This window comes from Amycolatopsis alba DSM 44262, from assembly GCF_000384215.1.
Taxonomy (GTDB): domain Bacteria; phylum Actinomycetota; class Actinomycetes; order Mycobacteriales; family Pseudonocardiaceae; genus Amycolatopsis; species Amycolatopsis alba.
On sequence record NZ_KB913032.1, the window covers coordinates 3,935,678 to 3,956,211 of the forward strand.

Sequence of the window (20,534 nt, forward strand, 5' to 3'; positions counted from 1 at the left end):
GCCGTGGTTGACCTGTTGCAGGTCGTCGTGGACGAAGCCGCGAAAGCGGCCGCCGCCTCGGCGGTGGGGACGGTCTCCACAGCGACCCGGAACGTGGTGTCGCTGCTCAAAGAACGGCTCGGTACCCCGAAAACCGGCAAGGACGCGCTGAGTTCCCGTGCGCTGGCCGCCGCCCGCGCCGACAAGGAGTGGGCGGATCGCCTGATCGAGGCGGTGTCCGCGCTCCACGAGGACAACGCCTCGACGGCGACAGCGGGTATCGAGAACTTCCGCAACCACCTCGCCATCCTCGCCGACCCGCCGAGGGCCGGGCTGAAACTGATCGTCGGCCAGGGCGGTTCGGGAAAGACCGAACTCGCCCGCCAGCTCGCGGACCGGGTCCAAGGGGACTTTCCGTCAGGACGGGTCGAGGTTTCGCTCGCCCGGTATCGCGACGGCGACGAATTCGACGCCGCCGCGGTGAAACGGTTCGTGCTCCAGGAGTTCGGGATCCCCCACGGTGAGATCCCGGTCGACGACGAACAGCTGGACCGGCAGTTCCTGTCGGTGCTGGTCACCCGGTCGTTCGTGCTGATCCTGGACGACGTCGAACTGGCCGCCGAGCTGGCCTTGTTCACCAGGTTCCGCACCAGCCTGGTGCTGGCGACGGCCTCGGTGTACAGCCGCGAACTGAAAGCGTGCGACCCCACGGCCATCGAGCTGCGAGGGCTCGACGTCGAGGGCGCTCGGCAGCTGCTCATGGACTTCTGCGGCAAGGTCCGGCCGCAGGACGAACCGGTCGAGGCCGATCGGCTGATCGCGCTCTGCGACCGGATGCCGTTCGCGCTCCGCGAGGTCGGGGTCACCCTCGCCGGTCGCGCCGGGGAAGCGCGGCCGGTGGCGACGCTGCTCGACGAGTACCACGCGACGGGTGTCGTCGACGCCGAAGGAGTCATCCAGGACTCCCTGCGGCGGACGTTCGCGCAGCTTTCGGACGCCGCTGTCGAGGCCTGCGCCCTGCTGGCCGAGCACCCCGGCGGATTCTTCACGCGGGCGACAGCGGCGGCGATGACCGGCGACCCGAAGGTCCTCGACGAGCTGATCGCCGCGCGGCTGACCCAGCAGGTCGGCGACTGGTATTCGCTCACGTTCCTCGTGGGCCAGTACGCGCGCACCCTGCCAGCGGACCGGGACGCGGGCTTCGACCGGTTGCTCGCGTATGTCCGTGACACGGCGGTCGCCGCGGACTTCCGGGAGAACTCCAAGCGTCTGCGCACTTACGTCGTTCCGCCGAATCCGGTCTGGGAACTGCGTGTCGATCACATCGACTGGCTGGAGTGGCACCGGTCGCTGATCGGTGAGCTGGTGAAGCTCGCTTGCCTGCGCCGCCGCTACAAGGAAACCCTGCAGCTGGCCGGAGCTTTCGAGACGCTCGTGAACAAACGCTGGTACTGGCGCGAATTCATCGAGATCAGTGACTGGGCCGTGAAAGCCGCCGAAGCGGACGCGAAACCCGCGCAGCTCGCACGGGCGTTGATGATGCGCGGCAAGGCCCGCTACATGGCCCGCTGGTTCCCGGCCGCGCTGGAGGATCTCGCCAGGTCGTCGGAGATTCTCGCCGGTCCGGCGGCGGGCATCACGGAAAGCCGGTGGCGCAAGCTCCAGGCGTCGCTGGCGGAGTTCCGGGGACGGTTCCACGAAGAACGCGCGGACCTGCTCGTCCACCGCCACGCCGGGAACGCGGAAATCACGCGAGAGCTCGCGGAGGCCGTCCGTCAGCTCCGGGTCGCGTGCGCCCTGAGCACGGAACTCGCCGATGGTCCCGCACTCGCCATTCATCCTCGGATGCTCGCGAACGTCCTGATCAAATCCGGCGAACCGGCCGAAGCGATCGCCGTCCTCGGCACGATGACCGCCGCGGGACGTAATCAGGCCCGGATCGAGATGGTCTACGCCAACGCGTATCTGGCGCTCGGGGAATTCGCCGAAGCGCGGGCGCGATTCGACTCCGCGTGGAACCAGATGGCGGCCCAGCGAGCCACTCAGTACGTCTGGGAACTCAGGGAACTGCAAGCGCGGCTCATGACGGCCGAGGGTGACCCTGGCGCGATCGAGGTCTGGGGACGGCTCGCCTACGACGCGACGCGGATCGGCCACCCGCGGGCCGACCGGTACTTCACCGCACTCGAACCGTCACCGCCCGATCGCCGATCTTGACCACTTCGGCCGTCGACAACCGGTCCAGGTAGGCCAGCGAAGCGGCGATCAGCGGGTCGAGTGAAGTGCTCGCCAAGGTCAGTTCGTACCGGCCGCCGTCACGGGTCCGGACCAGACAGGTGCTCCTGCCGACCGTCGCCGCGGCCACCGAGGCGTCCGGCCACTGGCGGAGGATCTCCTCCGACCACTGCGGAAACCGGTCACCGTCTTCCAACCGGACGTAGACGATCGCCGCCGAGGCCAATTGCCGCAGTGTCGCCCTGGTTTCGTGCGCCACCAGGTGTTTGCCCACCAGGTCGTGGCGTCGGCCGGTGCTCGGGAACCGCACGATCCTGATCGCGGGACCGTCCTCCTCCGCGCCGACGACGAAAGTGGCGACCTCTTGCGGTTCGACGTCGGGTACCTCGTGGGGCGGGAACGAGGCTTCGGTGGCGGGCTCGGAAAGCCGCATCAGCCGGTACAGCCACGGCCGCAGCAGGCCTGCCGACAGGTCCGCGGCGCCGACGGCCTGTTTGACGACGGCCGCGTGGTCGCCGGGGCTGTGCCGGTGGATCGCGAGATCGATCTGCGGTCCTAGCGCCTCGTCCGGGTCGAGCCGCGCGGTCTGTCCGGCGAGCGCGTCGATGGGCGAACCGGGCACCATGGTCTCGCCGCCGTCGCCGATCAGGAGCAACGGCCGGTCCACGGCGGCGGCGTACAGCGCCAGCGAACCGAAGTCCGAGATGACGCACGAAGCGGCGGTGAGCGCGGCCTGCCAGCCGGCTTCGGGCGGAAGCACCCGGAGACCCGCTTGCCGTGCTTCGGAAAGCCACGCGTCGACCTGCCAGGGACTGTGCGCCGCGGTGATGCCGGGATGGAGCACAGCGCAGCAGCGATAGCCGTCGTACTCGAGTTCGGAGACCAGCCGCAGCGGGAGATCGGGCACGGTCCCCAGCAGCGAACCGGGTCCCCAGGTGGAGGCGACGACCACCAGGGTGTGGCCTGCCGCACCGAGGGCCGCGCGGTAGGCGGAGGCGCGATGGAGTCCCGCTCGCAGGCGGTCGTGGCACGGATCCCCGACCATCACCGCGCGGGCCGCCGCTTCCGGACCCGCTTCCCGCAGGTGAGCGCGTTGCTCGGCGTGGGAGAGCGCGACCATGGCCGGGACGACCCGGCCGTCGCGCACGAGCCTGGCCGGATCCATCCCGGCGACCGTCCGGCTGCGCGGGTAGTACTTCTGGAAACCGATCCCGTGGGGGACCAGGACGATCGGCGCGTCGAAGAGGTGGAGATCGTCGTTCTCGCTGGCCGCGATCACCAGATCGAAGCGGCTTTGGAGGGCTTGCCGCCACGGGACGACAGAGGCGCGGAGCGTGCCGAGGAACTCGGGGACACCGGCGCCGAAGATCGCGGTGCTGTCCGTGTCGTAGGTGAAGACCAGCTGGATACGGCGGTCGTTCTCGATCAGCGACAGGATGTCCAGCAACCTGGTCAGCGTCGTGACCGTGCGGACGACGACCAGGACCTTGCGTTCGACGCCGATGGTGAGCCACTGGTCGAAATCGGGGTCGACCGGGACCTTCGCCCAAAACGACGGGGGGGGGGAGCCGTTCTCGCGCACTACCTGTCCCGGCGCGCGATCCACGCCGCGGCCTGGGTGCGCCGTTGCATACCCAGCTTCGCGAGAACGGACGTCACGTAGTTCTTCACCGTCTTCTCGGCGAGGAACAGGCGTTCCGCGATCTCACGGTTGGACATGCCCTGCCCGATCAGGTCCAGCACCTCACGCTCGCGTTCGGTGAGCGAACCGAGCTCGTCCTCGGGCGGATGCCGCAGCTTGTCCAGCACCCGCGCGGTGGACAGCGGGTCGAGCAGCGACCGGCCTGCCGCGACCTCACGGACCGCGTTGACGACGTCCTGCCCGCGGACCTGTTTCAACAGGTACCCGGCCGCGCCCGCCATGATCGCGCCGACCATGGCCTCCTCGTCGTCGAACGCGGTCAGCATCAGGCACTGCGGCGGGTTCGCCTTCGAGCGCAGTTCGCGGCAGAGCGCGATGCCGTCACCGTCCCCGAGCCGCACGTCGACGACCGCGACGTCCGGCTCGACGTGCATCGCCACGGCGAGGGCCTCGTCGACCCCGCTCGCCTCGGCGACGACCTCGATGTCGGGCTCGTCGGTGAGGAGGTCGCGCAGACCGCGCCGCACCACCTCGTGGTCGTCGATGAGCAGCACCTGGATCGGCATACCCCCACGTTACTTCGACGCGGCCCAGTAGATCGCCTTGGCCACTTGCGAGTACAAGCCCTTCGGGTGATCGCGGAACAGCGGTTCGGTGCCGAACAGCACCGCCCGGCCGCCGGGCCCCGAAGTCCCGGAGACGACGGCCGCCTGACCCGCCGCCTCCATCGGTCCGCCTGTCCCGTCGTCCCGCGGCCGCCAATGCCCCGCGACCAGCGGATTCCCGCTCGCGTAGCGCTGCTCGACCCGCACCGAGGAGCCGAGATCGGTGAACCAGAACGGCCCGTAGACGAACGAGTCAGGCAGCGCGCCGCCGCCCACCGGACCGGTCCCGCCGACCACCGAGACGACGCCGTTCCCGTCCTCCCAGCCCGCCACCGGACGCGCTTCGAGCAGTCCCGCGTCGGTGTTGAAACGCGCGCCCGTCGCACCGCGGGTGACCACGCCGCCACGAGCGAGGAAAGCACGCAAAGCGTCCTTCGCACCCTGGTCGAGGTCGGTGTACCGCAGTCCCGAAGAGACGAACAGCAGGTCGATCCGCGACCAGTCGAAGCCCGCGTTCAGCACCGCCGCCGACACCGGCCGGACGTCGAAGCCCATGTCCCGCAACGCTTTCAGCTCGTCCGGTCCGACGGCGCCCGCGATCGTCTTGCGGCCCAACGGCGCCGCCGTCCCGCTCGCCTCGGTGAACCGGACGCCGTAGCGATCCGCGACCTCGGCGGCGGCCGGACGCGCCGACGCGGGGACGACGACCGTGCCGTCGTCCGTGCGGCCCAGTGCGAAACCCCGGTTCAGCAGGTCGTTGACGGCGCTGACGTCCTTGCCGTCGACGAGCTTCAGCGCCAGGTCCCGGCCGGGCGCCGCGTCGATACCGCCGATGGGAGAGGCCGCGGCGACGTCATGCGTACGGACGTCGAGCCTGCCTTGCTTGACGATGTCGACCGAAGCGCCCCAGAGGAGACGATGGCTCCAGCCGGAGATGTCGTACATGACCGGCACCTTCGCCGAGATGTCGCTGCCCTGCTCCAGCATCACGTTCGCCAGCCCGCGTTTCGGCTGGTGCATGTCGACCAGGTACGAACCGGCCGGATACCGGCGTCCGGCCAGCGAGAACGGGCGCTCGGCCTGCCGCACCCGGACGTCGTTGGCCACCAGGTGATCGACGAGCCGTGAAGCGGCGACGGCCGAACGCTGGTCCGCGCCGGCGGGGATGACGTACGCGCGCGGGAACTCCGTGCGGTAGCGGTCTTCCGGCCCGAAGCCGGGCACGAACCCGTCGGGGATCTCGCGCTGCGCCTCGCCCGCACCGCCGCGGCGGAACATCTCGATCTGGTTCGCGATCAGCTCACGGCGGTTGCGGTCGACGTAGGTCAGCGTGCTGCCGATGGTGGCCTCGACGACCTCGGTGTTGATCACCGAGCGTCGCCGGAGTTCCGTGACCGGCTGCGTTTCGTAGTCCGCGTTGTTCACCCGCATCGGGATCTCGACCGTGAACGACACCGCGCCGTGGTACATCGCGTACTGAGCGGTGTAGATCGGCGCCCAGCCGTCCCAGGTGCCGGGTTCGTAGTCGCGGAACGGGATCTCGGGCTTCGCCGTCTCCGGCCGTCCAAGCGCCTTGACAGCCTGCTCCATGCCGAGACCGTTGGCGTACCCGTGCTTGATGTAGAGGTCGAAATCGTAGTTCTGGCCGTGCGGCGGGGTGGTCGGCTCGATGAGCGTGTTCTCGACGTAACCGTGTTCGTCCAGCATCATCAGCGGCTGCTTGCCGATGGCGATCGCGCGCATGGCCCGCACTTCCGGCTGCGACGCGGTGACGAAGTCGCGATTGGGATCGAAACCTTGCGCGGTTTGCCGCGTTCCGGCGACCCGGCCGTCCGGATTGGCGGTGACGTTGAAGTAGAAGCGGTTCCGCTTCAGCAGTTCGGCGGTCTTGGGATCGTTCGACGTCGCCAGCTTCTCGATGACGCGGAGCGCGCCGTCGGTGCCTTCCCATTCGTTGCCGTGGATGTTGTTGTTGATCCACACCGGCGCCTTGTAGCCGTGGCGCAGGAACGGGTCGCGCGCGGCACGGGCCGGGTCGTTCTCGATCAGCGACCGCCACGCGTCCTGCTGTCGCGTTTCGAACCGGCTTTCGGGCGCGGTGACCGTCACCAGGTAGAGGTCACGGCCGAGGCCCGACTGCCCCGCGATCTCGACCGAGATCCGGTCGCTGCGCGCCTGCAACGCGTTCAGCTTCGGCGCGAGCGCGTGATACGGCGCGAGCCCGAGCTTGATCGACTTGTCGGCCGCGTTCTCCGGGTACACGCGCAACTTGGTCTTGCGCGGATAACCGGAATGGTCGCCCGCGACGTTCTCGCCGGTCGCTGCCCGCGCGGCACCCGTCGACGGGTCGGTCGCGGCGACGTCGTTGCGTTCCGGGCCGTTGCCGGGATCCCGGTGCGGCGCCGGCTGTGTCGTCGGCGGTGGTGCCGCGTACGCCGGAGCGGCGACCGCGCTCAGGGAAAGCATCAGGGCCAGGACCACGGTGCGAGCCGAACGCGACAAGGGCCACCTCCAGGGACGTCGGCCCAGTGTTTCCGCTCGACCGAACGCCCCACAAGCGCCGAAAGGCGCCTAATCGGACGGTGGGAAACGGTGCTCGTTCCGGTCGATCTTGGCGTTGGCCGCCTCGATCAGATCCACCCCGAGGCTGTTCGCGAGCTGGAGGAGGTACAGCGTGACGTCGGCGATCTCGTCGACGACGTTGTGTGCCAGCTCAGGGTCGGAGCGCCACTTCGCGGACTCCTCCGGGGTGAGCCACTGGAACAGCGAAGTCAGCTCGCCGACTTCGCCGGACAGCGCCATGACCAGGTTCTTCGGTGTGTGGAAAGGTTCCCAGTCCCGTGCGGCGGCGAAGTCGCGGAGGCGCTGGTTGAGGTTCTCGAGAGTCACATGCCGTGCCTACCAGATCGTCACGGTGCGCTAACGGCCGTATGGCGGACGAGCGTTGACGGGCGATTCGCGATTTGCCTAACGTCGCTCCGCGTCGGGGAACCGATCCGGAAGGAAAGCCTTGACGTACCAGCGAAGCCTTCGCTCTCGCATCCTCTCCATCGCCTTCGTTCCGTGTGCGGCCTTGCTGCTCGTCGCGTTGTTCATCGGCGGGTTCCTCGTCCAGCAGGCCATCCGCGACCGGGACGACGCCGAGAACGGGGCGATGACCATGGCCGAGACGAGCCGGGGAATCGCGACGCTGCAACGGGAGCGGTCGATCGCGTTGCAGGCGCCGGGCAGCCGTTCCGCCACCTATCTCGCGTACGCCGATCGCATCGACACCTCGCTTTCGTCCCTGCGCGAGATCGCGAGGACGGCTCCCGACGCCGAGATCGGCTACCAGCAGACGATCGCTGTCGAAGTGCTCACCGCCGTCGAAGGCATGGACCGCAGCGACTCCCTCGCGGTCGCCGGGATCGACGACGAAGGACGGCGCTCCTATGCCGCGGCCGTCGGCGCCTACCGGTCCAGGCTCGACGCGGTCGCCGGGAAGCTGACGGAAAGTAATCGTCAGGCGTACCGGAATCTCGTCGCGAGTGAGGACTGGAGCCGGTTCGGCGCGGTCGAAACCGCGTTGAGCGCGGCCACGCCGCCACCCGTCGGCCAGGAGGCCTGGCGTGTCGCGGCCGGCGTCGTCGGCCGCACCCTCGGCCAGCTCGCCGCCCGCCAGATCGAGTACTCGGCGCAGCTCGCGATCGACGGCGGACGCCGCGTGCTGGGCGGTGCCCTCGCCTCCGCGACGGCGATTTCGCTGCTCGCGGGGGTGGTGATGGCGATCGCGATGCAGCTCGCCCGGCGGCTCCCGATCCCGGTCATCCGCTGCCCTTCGCGGGTCGAAGCGACGCCGGAGGCCTGGTCACGCCTGGTGAGCGATTACGCCGAAAAGAGCACGCTGTTGGCCCACACGAGTCGGGGAAGCGGTCGGGCAGACTTGTCCAGGTGAGTTCCACGACGGATCTGCGCCCCTACCTGCGCACCTTGGACGCGGAGACGCTGGCGGACCTGTTGCACGCCCAGGCTGAGCGTGACCCTGTGTTACGGCAGGCCCTGGAGAGCCGATTCGTCACCCAGGGGAGTGACCTCGCCGAGGCCCACCGCCTGCTCGACACCGCCGTGACGGCGGGCAACGTCGAGTACGCCGCGAAGGTCGGCTCCGTCCTCGACACGCTTCAGCGACTCCTCGACGCCGGAAGCCGGGCCGATCTCGCCCCGCTCGCCCGCCGGACCGTGGACGACATCAGCGAGATGCTGGAGCAGATCGACGACTCCTCGGGCGAGGTCGAGGACAGGCTGGACCGGGCCGTCGAGCTGTACGCGCGGGCCTGCGTCGCCCGCCCGCCGGATCCGGAAAGCCTGGCGGACTGGATCCTCGAAGTGGAGTTCGACGGACCCGGCCGTCCTGCCATCGAGCTGGCGGACTTCGCCTCCGCCTTGGGGGACAAGGGACTCGCCCGAATCAAGTCTACTGTGGACAGTGTGCTGGACGAGTATCCGTCCGGCGTGAAACGCGAGACGGCCGAGCGGTTGCGCGAGGAGCTGGCGGAGGTGTCCGGCGACGTCGACGCGCTCGTCGCGATCCTCGCCGCCAAACCGCCGCGGGTCGACGTCAGCCTCAAGATCGTGCGCGTGCTGCGCGCGGCGGGACGGCACAGCGAGGCCATCGCCCACGCGGCGCGGGCGCTCACGCACGACAAGAAGGAGGAGGCGCCTCCGCTCGAAGAGGAGCCAATTCCCTTGTCTCGCAAGGCTTTCGACGAGAATCCCGGCGCCGCGGCCTACCTCGCCCTGCGCGAGGAGTCGCTGGAAACGGGGCGGTGGGTCGCGCAGCGGAAGATCGCGCTTGCCCGGTTGCGGGAACTCGCCGCCGGAAGCACGGAGGCCGCCGACGAGCTCGTCCGGGCGTTGCTCGGCGAGGACCGCACCGACGAGGCCTGGCGGGCGGCGGTGCGTTTCGAGGCTTCTTTGTCGATGCGCGTCGAACTCGCGGATTCGCGTTCCGTCGCCCATCCGGCCGAAACCATTCCCGTCTATCGGGACCATGTCGAAGAATTGATCACGCAGAAAGATCCGAATTCCTATCGCGAGGCGGCCCGGCAGCTGCGCAAACTCCGCGCGGTGCACAAAAAGGCCGGTACGGCTGGAGAATTCAGCTCCTACCTCGGCAACCTGGTGGAAATACACAAACGGAAGACGAGGCTGATCGCCGAGGTCAAGGCGGCGAGAATCGCCATTCCGAAACCGGTCAGGGCGTAACCGCTCCCGGCTCCTCTCGTTATGCGAAGTGAACCGAGGGAAATCCGGCGAAGAAGGTCGAGCCGAACGAGCGGACCGACGAAGTCGCGGTGGTCCCGAACCGGTGTCCGCCAGCGTCCTCCCGGCGATCTGGACACCGCGTTTCGCGCACGGGACCACCGCGACGAACCGTTTCGGGGACGCGTGAAAACATGTCGCCATGAGTCCGGTGAGCCGTGCCCGCAAGAAGGCAGCCCAGCCCTCCACCCCGAGTGTGACGGGCCTCTTCAAGGACGTCCTCCGGGACTTCTCGACCCTCGGTGCCGAACCCGAGGTGCTCGACGTCGAGCTGCTGACCTCCGAGGTGCTCGGCCAGTGGTGGGAGATCGAGATCGAGGAGGGCGAGCAGCCGCTGGGCATGGAGCTCATCGCGTTCGCCGAGCGGAAGATCACCCCCGCCGCGGCCGCGCTGCTCGCCGGCCTGCGGGTCTTCGCCGAGACCGACGAGGAGCGCGAGGCGGCCGCCTCGGCGCTGAACACCGTGCTGGGCCGGGGGATCCCGGAACCCGAATGGGTCGCGGACCTGGCCGCGGTGACCGTCGGGGACTGCTGGCGGACCGGTGACGTCTTCGGCGACGAGTCCTCCTTGCTCTGCGTCTTCTCCCGCGCCGGTGTCGAGCACGGCCTGCTCGCGCTGGTCGACTTCACCGAAGGCGGCCGGATCCGCGACGTCGTCGTGGTGGACAAGCCGCAGGACGTCCTGGCCGAGATGCGGCAGCAGGCCGCCGACGACCCGGACCTGGTCACGCTGGAGCGGGTGCTGCCCGAGCGCGCCCACCAGCTGCTCGCGGACGGGCTGGCCGCGACGGACGTCGTCGAGGAGCCCGACGTCAGCGAGGATTACGCGCGGTTCCACGCGCTCGCGCTGGCCTGGATCCGGGCGCTTCCCGCTCCCGAGCCCTCGCCCGAGATCACCGAATGGCCCCAGCAGGTCCGCGAAGAAGTCGTCGCCGATTTCATCGGGTCCGGGCTCGTCGAAGACACGGAGGCGACGCGGTTCTACGCGCGCCTGCTCGTCGACTACGGCTGCGAGACCGAGCCGGGCAGCCCGCTGCGGGTCGGGCCCGAGAAGCTCGCCAGGTTCCTCGAGTCGCTGCTGGACGGCGAGTTCGAGGTCGACGAGGAGTACGAGGGCGCGCTGGAGCCCGCCCTGCTCGGCTGGGTCACCTGGGCCGCCGACCGCGCCGGGCTCCCCGAGGCCGCGCGCGTGGCGCTGCTGGAGAGCACGACCGAGTTCCTGGAGGAGTTCGCGCAGGACGAGGACTCCACGCTCGACGTCTACTTCGACGGTTCCGAGGGGATCGAAGACCCGGCGGACCTCGCGGAGGCGCTCGCTCGCCGGATGTTCGCCGTCCCGACGGTCTACACGGAGATCGGCGACGAGGAGCTGGAGCTTGAGCCCGCCGACCCCGAGCAGCGCCGCCTGCTGGTGATCGGCGAGCACCCCGAGTACCACGAGGCGCTGGCCGAAGAGACCTTCGACGGTGAGCCGAGGATGCGGCTCGCGCTCAAGACCACGATCGTCGACCAGCTCTGGGCCGACGAGCCCGCCGAGGTCTGGCAGGCCGTGCGGCGGCTGAGCGAGGCCGGGCAGGAGCGCGACGAGATCTTCGAAAGCCTCATCGACGCGCTGTCCGCCCAGCTGACCGAGTCGGGCGAGCACGAGATGGACTACGACGTCGACGACTACCGGAAAGCCCTCGGCGACCTCGCCTGACGTCCCTTTCCCGCCGGTCCCACCTCAGTCGAGCTTGCCAACCCTCCCCAGTCTGTCTAGTCTGTCTAGATGGAAGCAGCAACCTGGCAAGTGCAGGACGCCAAGCAGCGGCTCAGCGAGCTGCTGCGCCGGGCCGTGGCCGAAGGGCCGCAGTTCGTCACCAAGCACGGGGAGGAGGTGGCCGTGGTGCTGGACATCGCGGACTACCGCAGATTGACCGGAGGCGGTGAAGCCGTCGATTTCAAACTCGTGCTCTCCGGCGAGTATCACCACCCCGAGTACGGGGAGGCACTGGCCGACGTGCTCGAAGAGATCGCCGCCGAACGCGCGGAGGATCTGCCGAGAGATGCCGTGGAGGTGAGCGGGTGAGCTTTCTGCTGGACACGAACATCGTGTCCGAGGCTCGGCGCCGCACCCAGAACCCTGGTTTCGCCCGGTGGTGGGGCGGGGTGTCGTCGAGCAGGCTCTATTTGAGCGCGCTGACCGTGGGCGAGATCGAGAGGGGGATAAGCAAACTCAAGCATCGAGGAGACCAGGACCGGGAACGGGCGGACACGCTGGCCGAATGGCTGGCCGGGCTCACCGCGCAGTTCTCGGAACGGATCCTTCCGGTGACCGCCGATATCGCGGCCGAATGGGGCAGGCAGTACGCGCCGCGGAAAGTGCCGTCCGTCGACGGGCTGATCGCCGCGACCGCCCGTGTCCACGACCTGACCTTGGTCACCCGGAACCTCGCCGACATGGCCGGACTCGGTGCGCAGGTGCACAACCCGTTCGACTGAGGTCCCCGTTGCGGGGAACGGATCAAGACGTCCGGACGCCTTGATCGGCTCTGTCTTGATCGGCTCTGTCTCGGTTGGCTCTGTCTTGACGGGCCCTGGTCTTGATCGGCCCTGGTCTTGACGGGCTCAGCTCAGTGGGGCCGCGGGAGTGCTCTTGCTCTCCGTGACTTGCTGCTTCTTCCGGCGACGGTCCCCGCGGGCGTCGTCGAAGTCGACGACGAAAGCGCCGACGGCCATGGCCACCAGGAGTGCGAGTCCGAGAATCGAGCCGACCCAGGTCAGGATGATCGAGAACATCGTGAGCCTCCTCCCTGCTCAAGGTCCTTTTCGAGACCTCTTGAACCCCTGACACAAGGGTCGCCTCGGGGGGCTGTAGCCGGTATCGGCCAACCGGTTACACGTACCAAGCGTGGATCGGCCGATCGGCCGATCAAAGCCGCTCACCGGTCGCGGTGCGCGACCGGCCCGTGACCAGGGCTAGCCGGTCGTGCGAAGGCTGGTCCCTGTGAGGGAACGGCCGGGAATCGCCCAGGTGATCGGCTTCCGGTGAAGTGATCTTGGATATCGCCGTGAACGCTAGCAGTGAGTAGAGATTCCGTGCGCGAACGATTACTCAGAGTACCGTCACGTGAGTTCCGCCTTCAATCACGCGAGTTCGCCGCCCAATCACGTGAGTTCGTCGTCTGATCACGCGAGTTCGCTGTCTGATCGAGAATCGGCCGGCCCCGGTTCAGAGCTTGCGCAGCCGGACCCGGTTGATCGCGTGGTCGGCGTCCTTGCGCAGCACGAGGGTCGCGCGGGGCCGGGTCGGCTTGATGTTCTCCATCAGGTTCGGCTCGTTGATCGTGCGCCACAGGTGGCGGGCCTCGGCCCGCGCCTCGTCGTCCGGAAGGCCGGCGAAGTGGTGGAAGTGTGACGCGGGGTCCGCGAAAGCGGTGTGCCGCAGCTTGAGGAAGCGCTCGACGTACCAGCGTTCGATGTCGGTCGTCGCCGCGTCCACGTAGATCGAGAAGTCGAACAGATCGGAGACGCTGAGCCGAGGGCCGGGCTGGAGGACGTTCAGTCCCTCGAGGATCAGGATGTCGGGTTGCTGCACGACCTGTTCCTCGTCGGGAAGGATGTCGTAGGCGAGGTGCGAGTACACCGGCGCGCTGACCCGTTCCGCCCCGGACTTCACCTCGGTGACGAAGCGCAGCAGCGCCCGCCGGTCGTAGCTCTCCGGGAAGCCTTTGCGGTGCATGATCCCGCGCCGCACCAGTTCCGCCCGCGGGTGGAGGAACCCGTCGGTGGTGACCAGGTCGACCCTGGGGTGGTCCGGCCAGCGGGCGAGCAGGGTGCGCAGGATGCGCGCGGTGGTCGACTTGCCGACGGCGACGCTGCCGGCGATCCCGATGATGTACGGCACCTTGGTGCCCCGACTGTCTTCACCGAGAAAGGTCGTGGTGGCCTCGTACAACCGTTGCCGGGCGGCGACCTGGAGATTGATCAGCCGGGAGAGCGGCAGGTAGACCTCGGCGACCTCGGCCAGGTCGACCTGTTCGCCGAGACCGCGCAGCCGCAGCAGTTCCGCTGCGGTCAGTGGCAGGGGGGTCGCCCTGCGCAACTCGCGCCACTGCTCACGGTGCAGCTCGACGTAGGGACTGAGCTCACGGACCCGCGGCATCGCACACTCCTCGCCCGTCGCCTGCGCTGGCGCCGTACAAAACCGTGTTGACGAGTTCTCGGCGGATGTGGACGTGCCGCGAACCGGATGAAGCCGCTTTAACGGTAGGGCTTACGGCTCGTGAACGCGCTGCGATGTGATGTACCCCGCTTCGGGGCGTTACCGTCCGTTACGGGGGCGGCCGGGGGCGAAGACTTCGTCCCACGCCGCCGCGACCTGCCGGGCGCAGGCGGCGGGCGCGACCCCGCCGAAACCGGTACCGAGACCGGGCATCGCGATCGTGTGCACGAGATCACGGATCCGGCCCTGGTCGACGCTGCCGTCGCGCCACTGCTGGAACACCGCCCTGGCGGCCAGGTACGGGTGCACGGTCTCGCGAGGGAGAAGCTCGCCGGGTTCCCGCATCGTCGGCGCGCTGATCAGCCAGGCGGGCTCCGCCTCGCCGGTGGGCACGATCACCGCTTCGCCGATCGGCAGTTCCCCGCCGTGGTAGGCGAGGACGGCGCTGCGCACGTTCTGCTCGACGTCGGGGTAGGCGCGGGCGTAGACGGCGTCGATGCCGCCGCGCATCCAGCCGTAGGAGTTCGCGGGGCTGACGACAGCCTGCGCGACGACGTCGAGAACGGATCCGCGGTGCACGAAGATCCGGCCGTCCACAGTGTCCGCGACGGTGGTCCAGGCTTGGGCGAGCAGGTCATCGACGGCGCACAGCACCAGCTCCGGAGTGGGACGGTCCGGCAGAGGAGCGAAAGAGGAGACGACGTCCTCGCGGCCGGTGTGCGTGCCCGGTTCGGCGGTCACGCCCTAAGCATGGCAAAAAAAGCCACTTGGCGTAACCGGTGCGCGTACCGGCTGTCCGAGTGAAAGTCATCGCCCGCGGCGTGCGTAATCTGGCGGGGTGTCTCGGATCGCGTACTTCGGCCCCCAGGGAACCTTCACCGAACAGGCCGCGCGGCGGCTCGCTCCCGGCGAGGAGCTGATCCCCGCCGAGACCATCCCGGCGGCCTTGGCCGCGGTGCGCTCGGGTGCGGCCGACGCCGCCTGCGTCCCGATCGAGAATTCCGTGGAGGGCGCGGTCACCGCCACCCTCGACAGCCTGAGCGAGGCCGAACCGCTCGTCGCGGTGGCGGAAGTGTTGCTGCCGGTCCATTTCAGTGTGCTGACGCGGCCGGGCACGACCGAGATCCGCACCGTGGCGAGCCATCCGCACGCGCTCGCCCAGGTCCGGCACTGGGTCGAGGCGAATCTGCCCGGCGCGCGTCCGGTGGCGACGTCGTCCACCGCGGCGGCCGCCGTGGCGGTGGACGACGGCGAGTTCGACGCCGCCGTCACCGCGCCGGTCGCCGTCGAGCACTACCCGCTTGAGGTACTGGCCACGGAGGTCGCCGACGTCCGCGACGCCAAGACCCGGTTCCTGCTGGTCCGCAGGCCCGGTGAGCTGCCGGAGCCGACCGGGGCCGACCGCACGTCGATCGTCGCCGCCGCGACGAACCGGACCGGGGCCCTGGCGGAACTGCTCACCGAACTGGCGGTCCGCGGGATCAACCTGACCAAGCTGGACGCCCGCCCGACCAGGAACAACTTCGGCGAGTACCGCTTCTTCATCGACTTCGAGGGCCACGTGACCGAGCCGCGGATCGGTGACGTGCTGGCCGCGTTGCGCCGCCGGTGCCGCAACGTCCGGTTCCTCGGCTCCCACCCGCGCGCGGACAACGGCACGACCGAGATCGAGCCCGGCGCCGCCAACGAGGATTTCACCGAGGCGATCGCTTGGGTCGCGTCGGTACGGAAGGGAGCACAGGCGTGAAACTTCTCCTCGTCCGCCACGGCCAGACCGACGGCAACGTGCGGGGCGCCCTCGACACCGCGTTGCCCGGCCCGCCGCTCACCGACCTGGGCCGCGAACAGGCCCAGGACCTCGCGACGCGGCTCGGTGGCGAGCCGATCGTCGCGGTCTACGCCTCGCAGGCCGTCCGTGCCCAGCAGACCGCCGCGCCGCTGGCTGCCCTGCTCGGCTTCGACGTCCAGGTCGTCGACGGCGTGCACGAGGTCGCCGCCGGTGACCTCGAAGGCAAGACCGACAAGGACTCGATCACGACCTACATGAGCGTCGTGCGCCGGTGGACGCTCGGCGAACTCGACCCGCCGATCCCCGGCGGCGAGACCGGCGCGCAGGTCCGCGCCCGGATGCTCGACGCGGTCGCCCGGCTGCGGGCCAAGCACGAGCAGGCCGACCCGGACGGCACGGTGGTCCTGGTGAGTCACGGTGGCGCCATCCGGCTGGGCGGTGAGTGGCTCGCCGGCAACGTCACCGCCGGGATCGCCAACCAGGGCCTCATCCCGAACACCGGCGTCGTCGAACTCGTCGCGACCCCGGCCGGCTGGACCTGTCTCACCTGGGCGGACGCCCCCGTCGAAGGCTGACCAGCGACGTTTGCCTCCGCTCTCGCCGGGGAATACCCCCCACAAGATCGATTAACACCTTGTGGGGAATTAACCGGGGGAGCGCAACCCGCGCGGCGGACAACACGTCTACTAAGCGATGGGTCACCCGGCTACAGGGAGGCGAATGACCATGGTTAGTTCGAAGATGATCTCCATCGGCGGTCTCGTCGCGGGCACCGCCGGGCTCCTGCTGCTCAGCGCCTGCGGTTCGGAAACCGCACCCGTCGCGCAGAACTCGTCCTCGTCCTCGTCCAGTTCGGCACCGGACACCTCGGCCGCGCCCAGCGCGAGTTCTTCGAGTCCGGCGCCGGCCTCGCAGCCGCCCGCGCAGGCCCCCGCCCCGGCGTCGAAGAGCGACGGGCTCTGCAAGGCGGGCGACGTCAAGCTGTCCATCGGGGGTGGCGACGCGGCCGCGGGAACGGTGTACCGGAAGCTCGTCATCACCAACACGAGCGGGCACCAGTGCACCGTCCAGGGCTTCCCCGGCGTCTCCTACGTGACCGGCGCGGACGGCCACCAGGTCGGCGAGGCCGCGTTCCGGGCCGGTGAAAAGGGCGGGCCGGTCCAGCTGAACAACGGCGAGACCGCGTTCGCCGACCTCGGTTTCGTGAACGTCCGCAACTACGACGAGGCGGCTTGCAAGCCCACCGAGACCCGAGGGTTGCGGGTGTACCTGCCGCAGGAGACGGCGTCGAACTTCGTGGCGCTGCAGGGGCTCGGCTGCTCGGGGAAGATCCCCGGCAACCAGCTCACCGTCAAGACGGTCCAGAAGGGCTAAAGCTGGGTGCAGAGCTGTTCGGCCTGTGCCAGATGCCGCTGCCCGGCGATCTCGTTGAAGTGCAGGCTGAACACCATCCGGCTGACGCCGTCGATGTGTTCGGCCAGTGGCCGGTAGGTGTCGTTGGCGGCGGCCGCCGCGGCGGAGAGTTCACGCGCGGCCGTCATCCGGTGCAGCACCTCGGGGGCCAGCACGGCAACGGTCCGGTCGCCGGGGGAGTCGGTGGTGTCAGGGATCGTGCCGACCCTGGCCAGGGCCGAACACGCGTCTTGCGCGTCTTCGAGCGCTCCCGCGTTGACGCCCGAGAGCGCCCACAGCATGCCGATCACGCCGCCACCGATCACGAAGCCGGCGACGGCGGTGACCACTTGCGGACGTCTGGAAGGTTCTGTCGTCCCCACGCCGGCCTCCGGCACCAGTGTCTGCTGCATCGCGGACCTCCCGTCACCTGTGGCGGTGATGGGCTATTCCAGCACCAAAGGCCGGGGTTTTCACCGGTCTTGGTGGAGAACCCGCTCCTCCGTGGCCGTTTCGTCATCGAAGGCGCCTCGCCGTAACGAGACGAACGCGAAACCGGCTACGCCGAACAGCAGAATCCCGGACGTCAGGAACGTCCGGGCGGGGGAACCGAGGACGTGGGTGAGGACTCCGCCGAGCAGCGCGCCGACCGGGATCGCTCCCCAGACGACGGTGCGCCACACGCCGAGGACCCGGCCGAGCAGTTCGCCGGGGACGAGGGTGTGCCGCGCCGTCCCCAGCACGATGTTCACCGCGACGACGGCGGCCGCGAACAGGCCGAACAGCGTCGCTCCCGCCACCGGCGAACTCGTCAGGCCCATGCCGGTGAACGCCACGCCACAGAAAGCGGTGCCCCCGAGGAGCACCGCGCGACGGCTGGACACCTTCACCAGCCGCGGAGCCAGGCCCGCGCCCAGCAACCCTCCGATGCCGCCGACGAACGCGAAGAGTCCGAAGGCCGCTTCGCTGAGACGCAGGTAGTCGATCGCGTACAGCACCAACTGTGCCTGCGCGAGCTCGCTGGCGAGGCTGATCAACCCGGCGACGACGACCAGGCGCAACACCAGACCGCTGCGCTTCAGCCAGCGGAAACCCTCCGCCAGCTCGGCACGAAGGGCGGTGCGTGAATCCTCGGAGGCTGTGGTCGAAGGACGAGCTCGGTAGCTTCCGGCAAGGCCGATCAGCACGACCGCCGCGATCGCGAAGCCCACCGAGTTGAGCAGGAACGGGAACGTCGCGAAGAGCGCGAAGGTGGCGCTGCCGACCGGCCCGCCGAGGAAGGTCTGACCGACGATCTCGCAGGCCTGGAGCTTGCTGTTCGCGCTGTCGAGCGAGCCCTCGCCGACGACGGCCGGGATGAGCACGTTCGCGGCGCTGTCGGCGACCACTTCCGCGACGCCGATGAGCAGGGCGGCGGCGTAGACCATCCAGATCGTCACCCCGCCGACCGCGACCAGGGCGGCCGTTCCGCCGACGACCACCGCGCGGGCGGTGTTCGCGAGGATCATCGCGCGCCGCCGGTCGATCCGGTCTAGTAGCGCGCCCGCCGGGAGCGCGAACAGCAGCCACGGCAGGAACTGGGTCGCCGAGAGGCCGGCGATGAGCAGCGGATCACGGGTCAGGGTGACAGCGAGCAACGGGAACGCGACCTTGCCGATCCCGTCGCCGAGGTTCGATGCCGCACTGGACGCGAGCAGCCAGCGCAACCGCCGGTCGCGCCGGCCGCGCACCGTCGACTCGGCCATGCACCGCCTCCCCAGGCATTCGCCGGCACCGGCCGACGACAACGTGTCGAAAAGTTTAGCGGGGCTGTCGCCCAAAGTGGTCGGGTTGTTACGGCCAGTTAAGAATCCGGAGAACCCTTGGTGCCCGACGCACAAAAATCACCCACCGTGCCACCTTCGGCACGAAATCCGCCAGGAAGGGAGCAAGGGACCTTTGCTATCGCCCGTGCCGGGGTTCAGCCCCAGCCGAGTTCGTGCAGCCGTGCGTCGTCGATGCCGAAATGGTGGCCGACCTCGTGGACCACCGTGATCAGCACCTCCTCGACGACGTCTTCCTCGGTGTCGCACATCTGCAGCAGCGGGCGCCGGTAGATCGAGATCCGGTCCGGCAGCACCCCGCCGTACTCGTGGGTCCGTTCCGTCAGCGCGACACCGTGGTAGAGCCCGAGGATCGTGGGCGACTCCTCGTTGAACTCCTCGACGAGGACGACGACGTTGTCCATGGCGTCCGCGAATTCGGGCGGGAGCTCGTCCAGCGCCTCCGAAACCAGCTCTTCGAAGCGCTGCCGGGTCATCTCGACGGGCACTCGATCACCCGCCGGTCTTCGGAGCCGAGGAGGACGCCGGCGGGCTCGCCGGGCCGCCGCCGTCGGAGGGCGGGGCGTCGCCGTTGCCACCGCCGTTGCCGACCTTGACGCTGCCGGTGACCGGGGCGAGCCCCTTGTTGTCCGGCAGGACCGCCGCCACCTTGCAGTTCACCAGCGTGGACCCGGCGTCCCAGCTCTCCTGCTCGCGGACGTCCCAGCTGAGGATCACCTTCTTCGCCGTCAGGTCCGCGTTGCCGGTGTACTCCTGCGCGGCCGTCGAGCATTCGGTGTCCAGCCAGGTGTTCTGCTGCTCCTGCGAGGGGTAGCCGTCCTTGAACTTCGTCTTGAGGTCGAGCGTCGCGATCATCTCGTACGAATGCGGCTGGGCGCAGTCGACGGGGTCGCCGAAGCTGTTGTTGAGCAGGGCGAGGCAGGTACCCGGCTCCCAGACTGCCGACTGGTTCTGTTCCTTCGCCGGTCCCTTGGTCGGCTGCAGCTTGCCGCCCTGGCCCGCCCATTGCAGGCCGCACCGAAGCTGCCTGTCGCCGTCTTCCCACTGCGCGGGCGTCGGCCGGAGCAGGTTCATGCTCAGCTTGCCGTAGGGATCCAGCGTCCGGCCGAGGTACGGCTTGACGTCGACGGTGCAGCGTGACCGGGAGATCTCCTGCCACTGCTCCAGGTTCGGGCTGGGCACGCCCGCCGGGTACTGCGCGCCGATGTCGACGATGCTGGTGACCTCGAACAAGTGGGACTCCGTGCACGCCACGCGCTTCGCGTCGGTGGCGTCCGGGTTGTTCCAGGTAAGGCAGGTGCCAGGGGGAGACTGGAACGCTTCGACCGCGGCGGGCGACAGTTTGGGGGCGCCGCCGCCCGCACCGCCCTCCGGGCCTACGTTCCACGAGAAAGCCACACTCAGCGAAAGCGCGATGATCGCGCCCACGAACACACCGGCCATGACGAGCCGGGTGCGCAGGGTGCTCAGCGCGTTTCGCGGATCACGGAACCGCTCGGCCTGTTGAGACATCCACTCCATGATGCCCGCGCCGCACGTAAGGTGCGCGTACCGGGTGGTTAGT

Annotated in this window: 20 protein-coding genes; 9 read left to right on the top strand and 11 right to left on the bottom strand. The window is 69.1% G+C overall.

What is annotated here, in order from left to right; translation table 11 throughout:
• Nucleotides 1–3 precede the first annotated feature (3 nt).
• Nucleotides 4–2,196, top strand: coding sequence for a tetratricopeptide repeat protein (locus AMYAL_RS0118665; protein ID WP_020632827.1), 2,193 nt, complete (start codon nucleotides 4–6; stop codon nucleotides 2,194–2,196).
• Here the strand turns inward: AMYAL_RS0118665 and AMYAL_RS0118670 are convergent.
• From AMYAL_RS0118670 to AMYAL_RS0118685, 4 genes are all read right to left on the bottom strand, one after another.
• Nucleotides 2,156–3,796: a hypothetical protein gene (locus AMYAL_RS0118670; protein WP_020632828.1), complete on the bottom strand. Its 1,641-nt coding sequence runs from the start codon at nucleotides 3,794–3,796 to the stop codon at nucleotides 2,156–2,158. The two genes, AMYAL_RS0118665 and AMYAL_RS0118670, sit on opposite strands and share 41 nt — an antisense overlap.
• Nucleotides 3,796–4,422: a response regulator gene (locus AMYAL_RS0118675; protein WP_020632829.1), complete on the bottom strand. Its 627-nt coding sequence runs from the start codon at nucleotides 4,420–4,422 to the stop codon at nucleotides 3,796–3,798. The genes AMYAL_RS0118670 and AMYAL_RS0118675 overlap by 1 nt, the downstream gene beginning before the upstream one ends.
• A 9-nt stretch (nucleotides 4,423–4,431) precedes the next feature.
• Nucleotides 4,432–6,963, bottom strand: a complete 2,532-nt coding sequence (locus tag AMYAL_RS0118680) for a M14 family zinc carboxypeptidase (RefSeq protein ID WP_026467216.1) — start codon at nucleotides 6,961–6,963, stop codon at nucleotides 4,432–4,434.
• 69 nt (nucleotides 6,964–7,032) lie between these two features.
• Nucleotides 7,033–7,350 (bottom strand): nucleotide pyrophosphohydrolase, encoded by a 318-nt coding sequence (locus tag AMYAL_RS0118685; RefSeq protein WP_020632831.1) that lies wholly within the window; start codon nucleotides 7,348–7,350, stop codon nucleotides 7,033–7,035.
• Between the two features lie 121 nt (nucleotides 7,351–7,471).
• On the opposite strand from AMYAL_RS0118685, the gene AMYAL_RS0118690 reads away from it, so the two are divergent.
• The 5 genes from AMYAL_RS0118690 (at nucleotide 7,472) to AMYAL_RS0118715 (ending at nucleotide 12,243) form a co-directional block, all read left to right on the top strand.
• A complete protein-coding gene (locus tag AMYAL_RS0118690) occupies nucleotides 7,472–8,395 on the top strand; it encodes a nitrate- and nitrite sensing domain-containing protein (protein ID WP_020632832.1) in 924 nt (307 codons plus the stop codon).
• The gene (locus AMYAL_RS0118695; RefSeq protein ID WP_020632833.1) at nucleotides 8,392–9,705 is read left to right on the top strand and encodes a hypothetical protein; all 1,314 of its coding nucleotides are present in this window, start codon (nucleotides 8,392–8,394) and stop codon (nucleotides 9,703–9,705) included. The genes AMYAL_RS0118690 and AMYAL_RS0118695 overlap by 4 nt, the downstream gene beginning before the upstream one ends.
• A 199-nt stretch (nucleotides 9,706–9,904) precedes the next feature.
• On the top strand, nucleotides 9,905–11,461 hold the full coding sequence (locus AMYAL_RS0118705; RefSeq protein ID WP_020632834.1) for a DUF1841 family protein: 1,557 nt from the start codon (nucleotides 9,905–9,907) through the stop codon (nucleotides 11,459–11,461).
• Nucleotides 11,462–11,530: 69 nt separating this feature from the next.
• Nucleotides 11,531–11,830, top strand: a complete 300-nt coding sequence (locus AMYAL_RS0118710) for a type II toxin-antitoxin system Phd/YefM family antitoxin (RefSeq protein ID WP_245192951.1) — start codon at nucleotides 11,531–11,533, stop codon at nucleotides 11,828–11,830.
• Nucleotides 11,827–12,243 (top strand): type II toxin-antitoxin system VapC family toxin, encoded by a 417-nt coding sequence (locus AMYAL_RS0118715; RefSeq protein ID WP_020632836.1) that lies wholly within the window; start codon nucleotides 11,827–11,829, stop codon nucleotides 12,241–12,243. The genes AMYAL_RS0118710 and AMYAL_RS0118715 overlap by 4 nt, the downstream gene beginning before the upstream one ends.
• Before the next feature lie 126 nt (nucleotides 12,244–12,369).
• Here the strand turns inward: AMYAL_RS0118715 and AMYAL_RS49890 are convergent, their stop codons facing one another.
• From AMYAL_RS49890 to AMYAL_RS0118730, 3 genes are all read right to left on the bottom strand, one after another.
• Nucleotides 12,370–12,540: a hypothetical protein gene (locus tag AMYAL_RS49890; protein WP_020632837.1), complete on the bottom strand. Its 171-nt coding sequence runs from the start codon at nucleotides 12,538–12,540 to the stop codon at nucleotides 12,370–12,372.
• 433 nt (nucleotides 12,541–12,973) lie between these two features.
• Entirely contained in the window at nucleotides 12,974–13,906 is a 933-nt protein-coding gene (gene coaA, locus AMYAL_RS0118725) for a type I pantothenate kinase (RefSeq protein WP_020632838.1), read from the bottom strand.
• A 159-nt stretch (nucleotides 13,907–14,065) separates the two neighbouring features.
• Nucleotides 14,066–14,707 carry a macro domain-containing protein gene (locus tag AMYAL_RS0118730; protein ID WP_020632839.1) on the bottom strand — a complete coding sequence of 214 codons (642 nt, stop codon included), beginning with the start codon at nucleotides 14,705–14,707 and terminating at the stop codon, nucleotides 14,066–14,068.
• 97 nt (nucleotides 14,708–14,804) lie between these two features.
• Between AMYAL_RS0118730 and pheA the strand changes: the two genes are divergently transcribed.
• From pheA to AMYAL_RS0118745, 3 genes are all read left to right on the top strand, one after another.
• Nucleotides 14,805–15,713: a prephenate dehydratase gene (gene pheA / locus AMYAL_RS0118735; protein WP_020632840.1), complete on the top strand. Its 909-nt coding sequence runs from the start codon at nucleotides 14,805–14,807 to the stop codon at nucleotides 15,711–15,713.
• Nucleotides 15,710–16,330: a histidine phosphatase family protein gene (locus AMYAL_RS0118740; RefSeq protein ID WP_020632841.1), complete on the top strand. Its 621-nt coding sequence runs from the start codon at nucleotides 15,710–15,712 to the stop codon at nucleotides 16,328–16,330. Before pheA ends, AMYAL_RS0118740 begins: the two co-directional genes overlap by 4 nt.
• Nucleotides 16,331–16,475: 145 nt before the next feature.
• Nucleotides 16,476–17,129 carry a DUF4232 domain-containing protein gene (locus tag AMYAL_RS0118745; RefSeq protein WP_026467217.1) on the top strand — a complete coding sequence of 218 codons (654 nt, stop codon included), beginning with the start codon at nucleotides 16,476–16,478 and terminating at the stop codon, nucleotides 17,127–17,129.
• Here the strand turns inward: AMYAL_RS0118745 and AMYAL_RS0118750 are convergent.
• From AMYAL_RS0118750 to AMYAL_RS0118765, 4 genes are all read right to left on the bottom strand, one after another.
• Nucleotides 17,126–17,560: a hypothetical protein gene (locus tag AMYAL_RS0118750; RefSeq protein ID WP_020632843.1), complete on the bottom strand. Its 435-nt coding sequence runs from the start codon at nucleotides 17,558–17,560 to the stop codon at nucleotides 17,126–17,128. The genes AMYAL_RS0118745 and AMYAL_RS0118750 overlap by 4 nt on opposite strands.
• Before the next feature lie 60 nt (nucleotides 17,561–17,620).
• A complete protein-coding gene (locus AMYAL_RS0118755; protein ID WP_020632844.1) occupies nucleotides 17,621–18,892 on the bottom strand; it encodes an MFS transporter in 1,272 nt (423 codons plus the stop codon).
• 215 nt (nucleotides 18,893–19,107) lie between these two features.
• Nucleotides 19,108–19,458, bottom strand: coding sequence for a metallopeptidase family protein (locus tag AMYAL_RS0118760; RefSeq protein WP_020632845.1), 351 nt, complete (start codon nucleotides 19,456–19,458; stop codon nucleotides 19,108–19,110).
• A 4-nt stretch (nucleotides 19,459–19,462) separates the two neighbouring features.
• Entirely contained in the window at nucleotides 19,463–20,482 is a 1,020-nt protein-coding gene (locus AMYAL_RS0118765) for a septum formation family protein (protein WP_026467218.1), read from the bottom strand.
• Nucleotides 20,483–20,534: the final 52 nt, after the last annotated feature.

What these genes read in the sequence shown, in the direction of transcription:
- AMYAL_RS0118705 (WP_020632834.1), top strand. Translation starts at nt 9,905, where the DNA reads ATGAGTCCGGTGAGCCGTGCCCGCAAGAAGGCAGCCCAGCCCTCCACC.
- AMYAL_RS0118710 (WP_245192951.1), top strand. Translation starts at nt 11,531, where the DNA reads ATGGAAGCAGCAACCTGGCAAGTGCAGGACGCCAAGCAGCGGCTCAGC.
- AMYAL_RS0118765 (WP_026467218.1), bottom strand. Translation starts at nt 20,482, where the DNA reads ATGTCTCAACAGGCCGAGCGGTTCCGTGATCCGCGAAACGCGCTGAGC.
- AMYAL_RS0118750 (WP_020632843.1), bottom strand. Translation starts at nt 17,560, where the DNA reads ATGCAGCAGACACTGGTGCCGGAGGCCGGCGTGGGGACGACAGAACCT.
- AMYAL_RS0118745 (WP_026467217.1), top strand. Translation starts at nt 16,476, where the DNA reads ATGACCATGGTTAGTTCGAAGATGATCTCCATCGGCGGTCTCGTCGCG.
- AMYAL_RS49890 (WP_020632837.1), bottom strand. Translation starts at nt 12,540, where the DNA reads ATGTTCTCGATCATCCTGACCTGGGTCGGCTCGATTCTCGGACTCGCA.
- AMYAL_RS0118675 (WP_020632829.1), bottom strand. Translation starts at nt 4,422, where the DNA reads ATGCCGATCCAGGTGCTGCTCATCGACGACCACGAGGTGGTGCGGCGC.
- coaA (WP_020632838.1), bottom strand. Translation starts at nt 13,906, where the DNA reads ATGCCGCGGGTCCGTGAGCTCAGTCCCTACGTCGAGCTGCACCGTGAG.
- AMYAL_RS0118755 (WP_020632844.1), bottom strand. Translation starts at nt 18,892, where the DNA reads ATGGCCGAGTCGACGGTGCGCGGCCGGCGCGACCGGCGGTTGCGCTGG.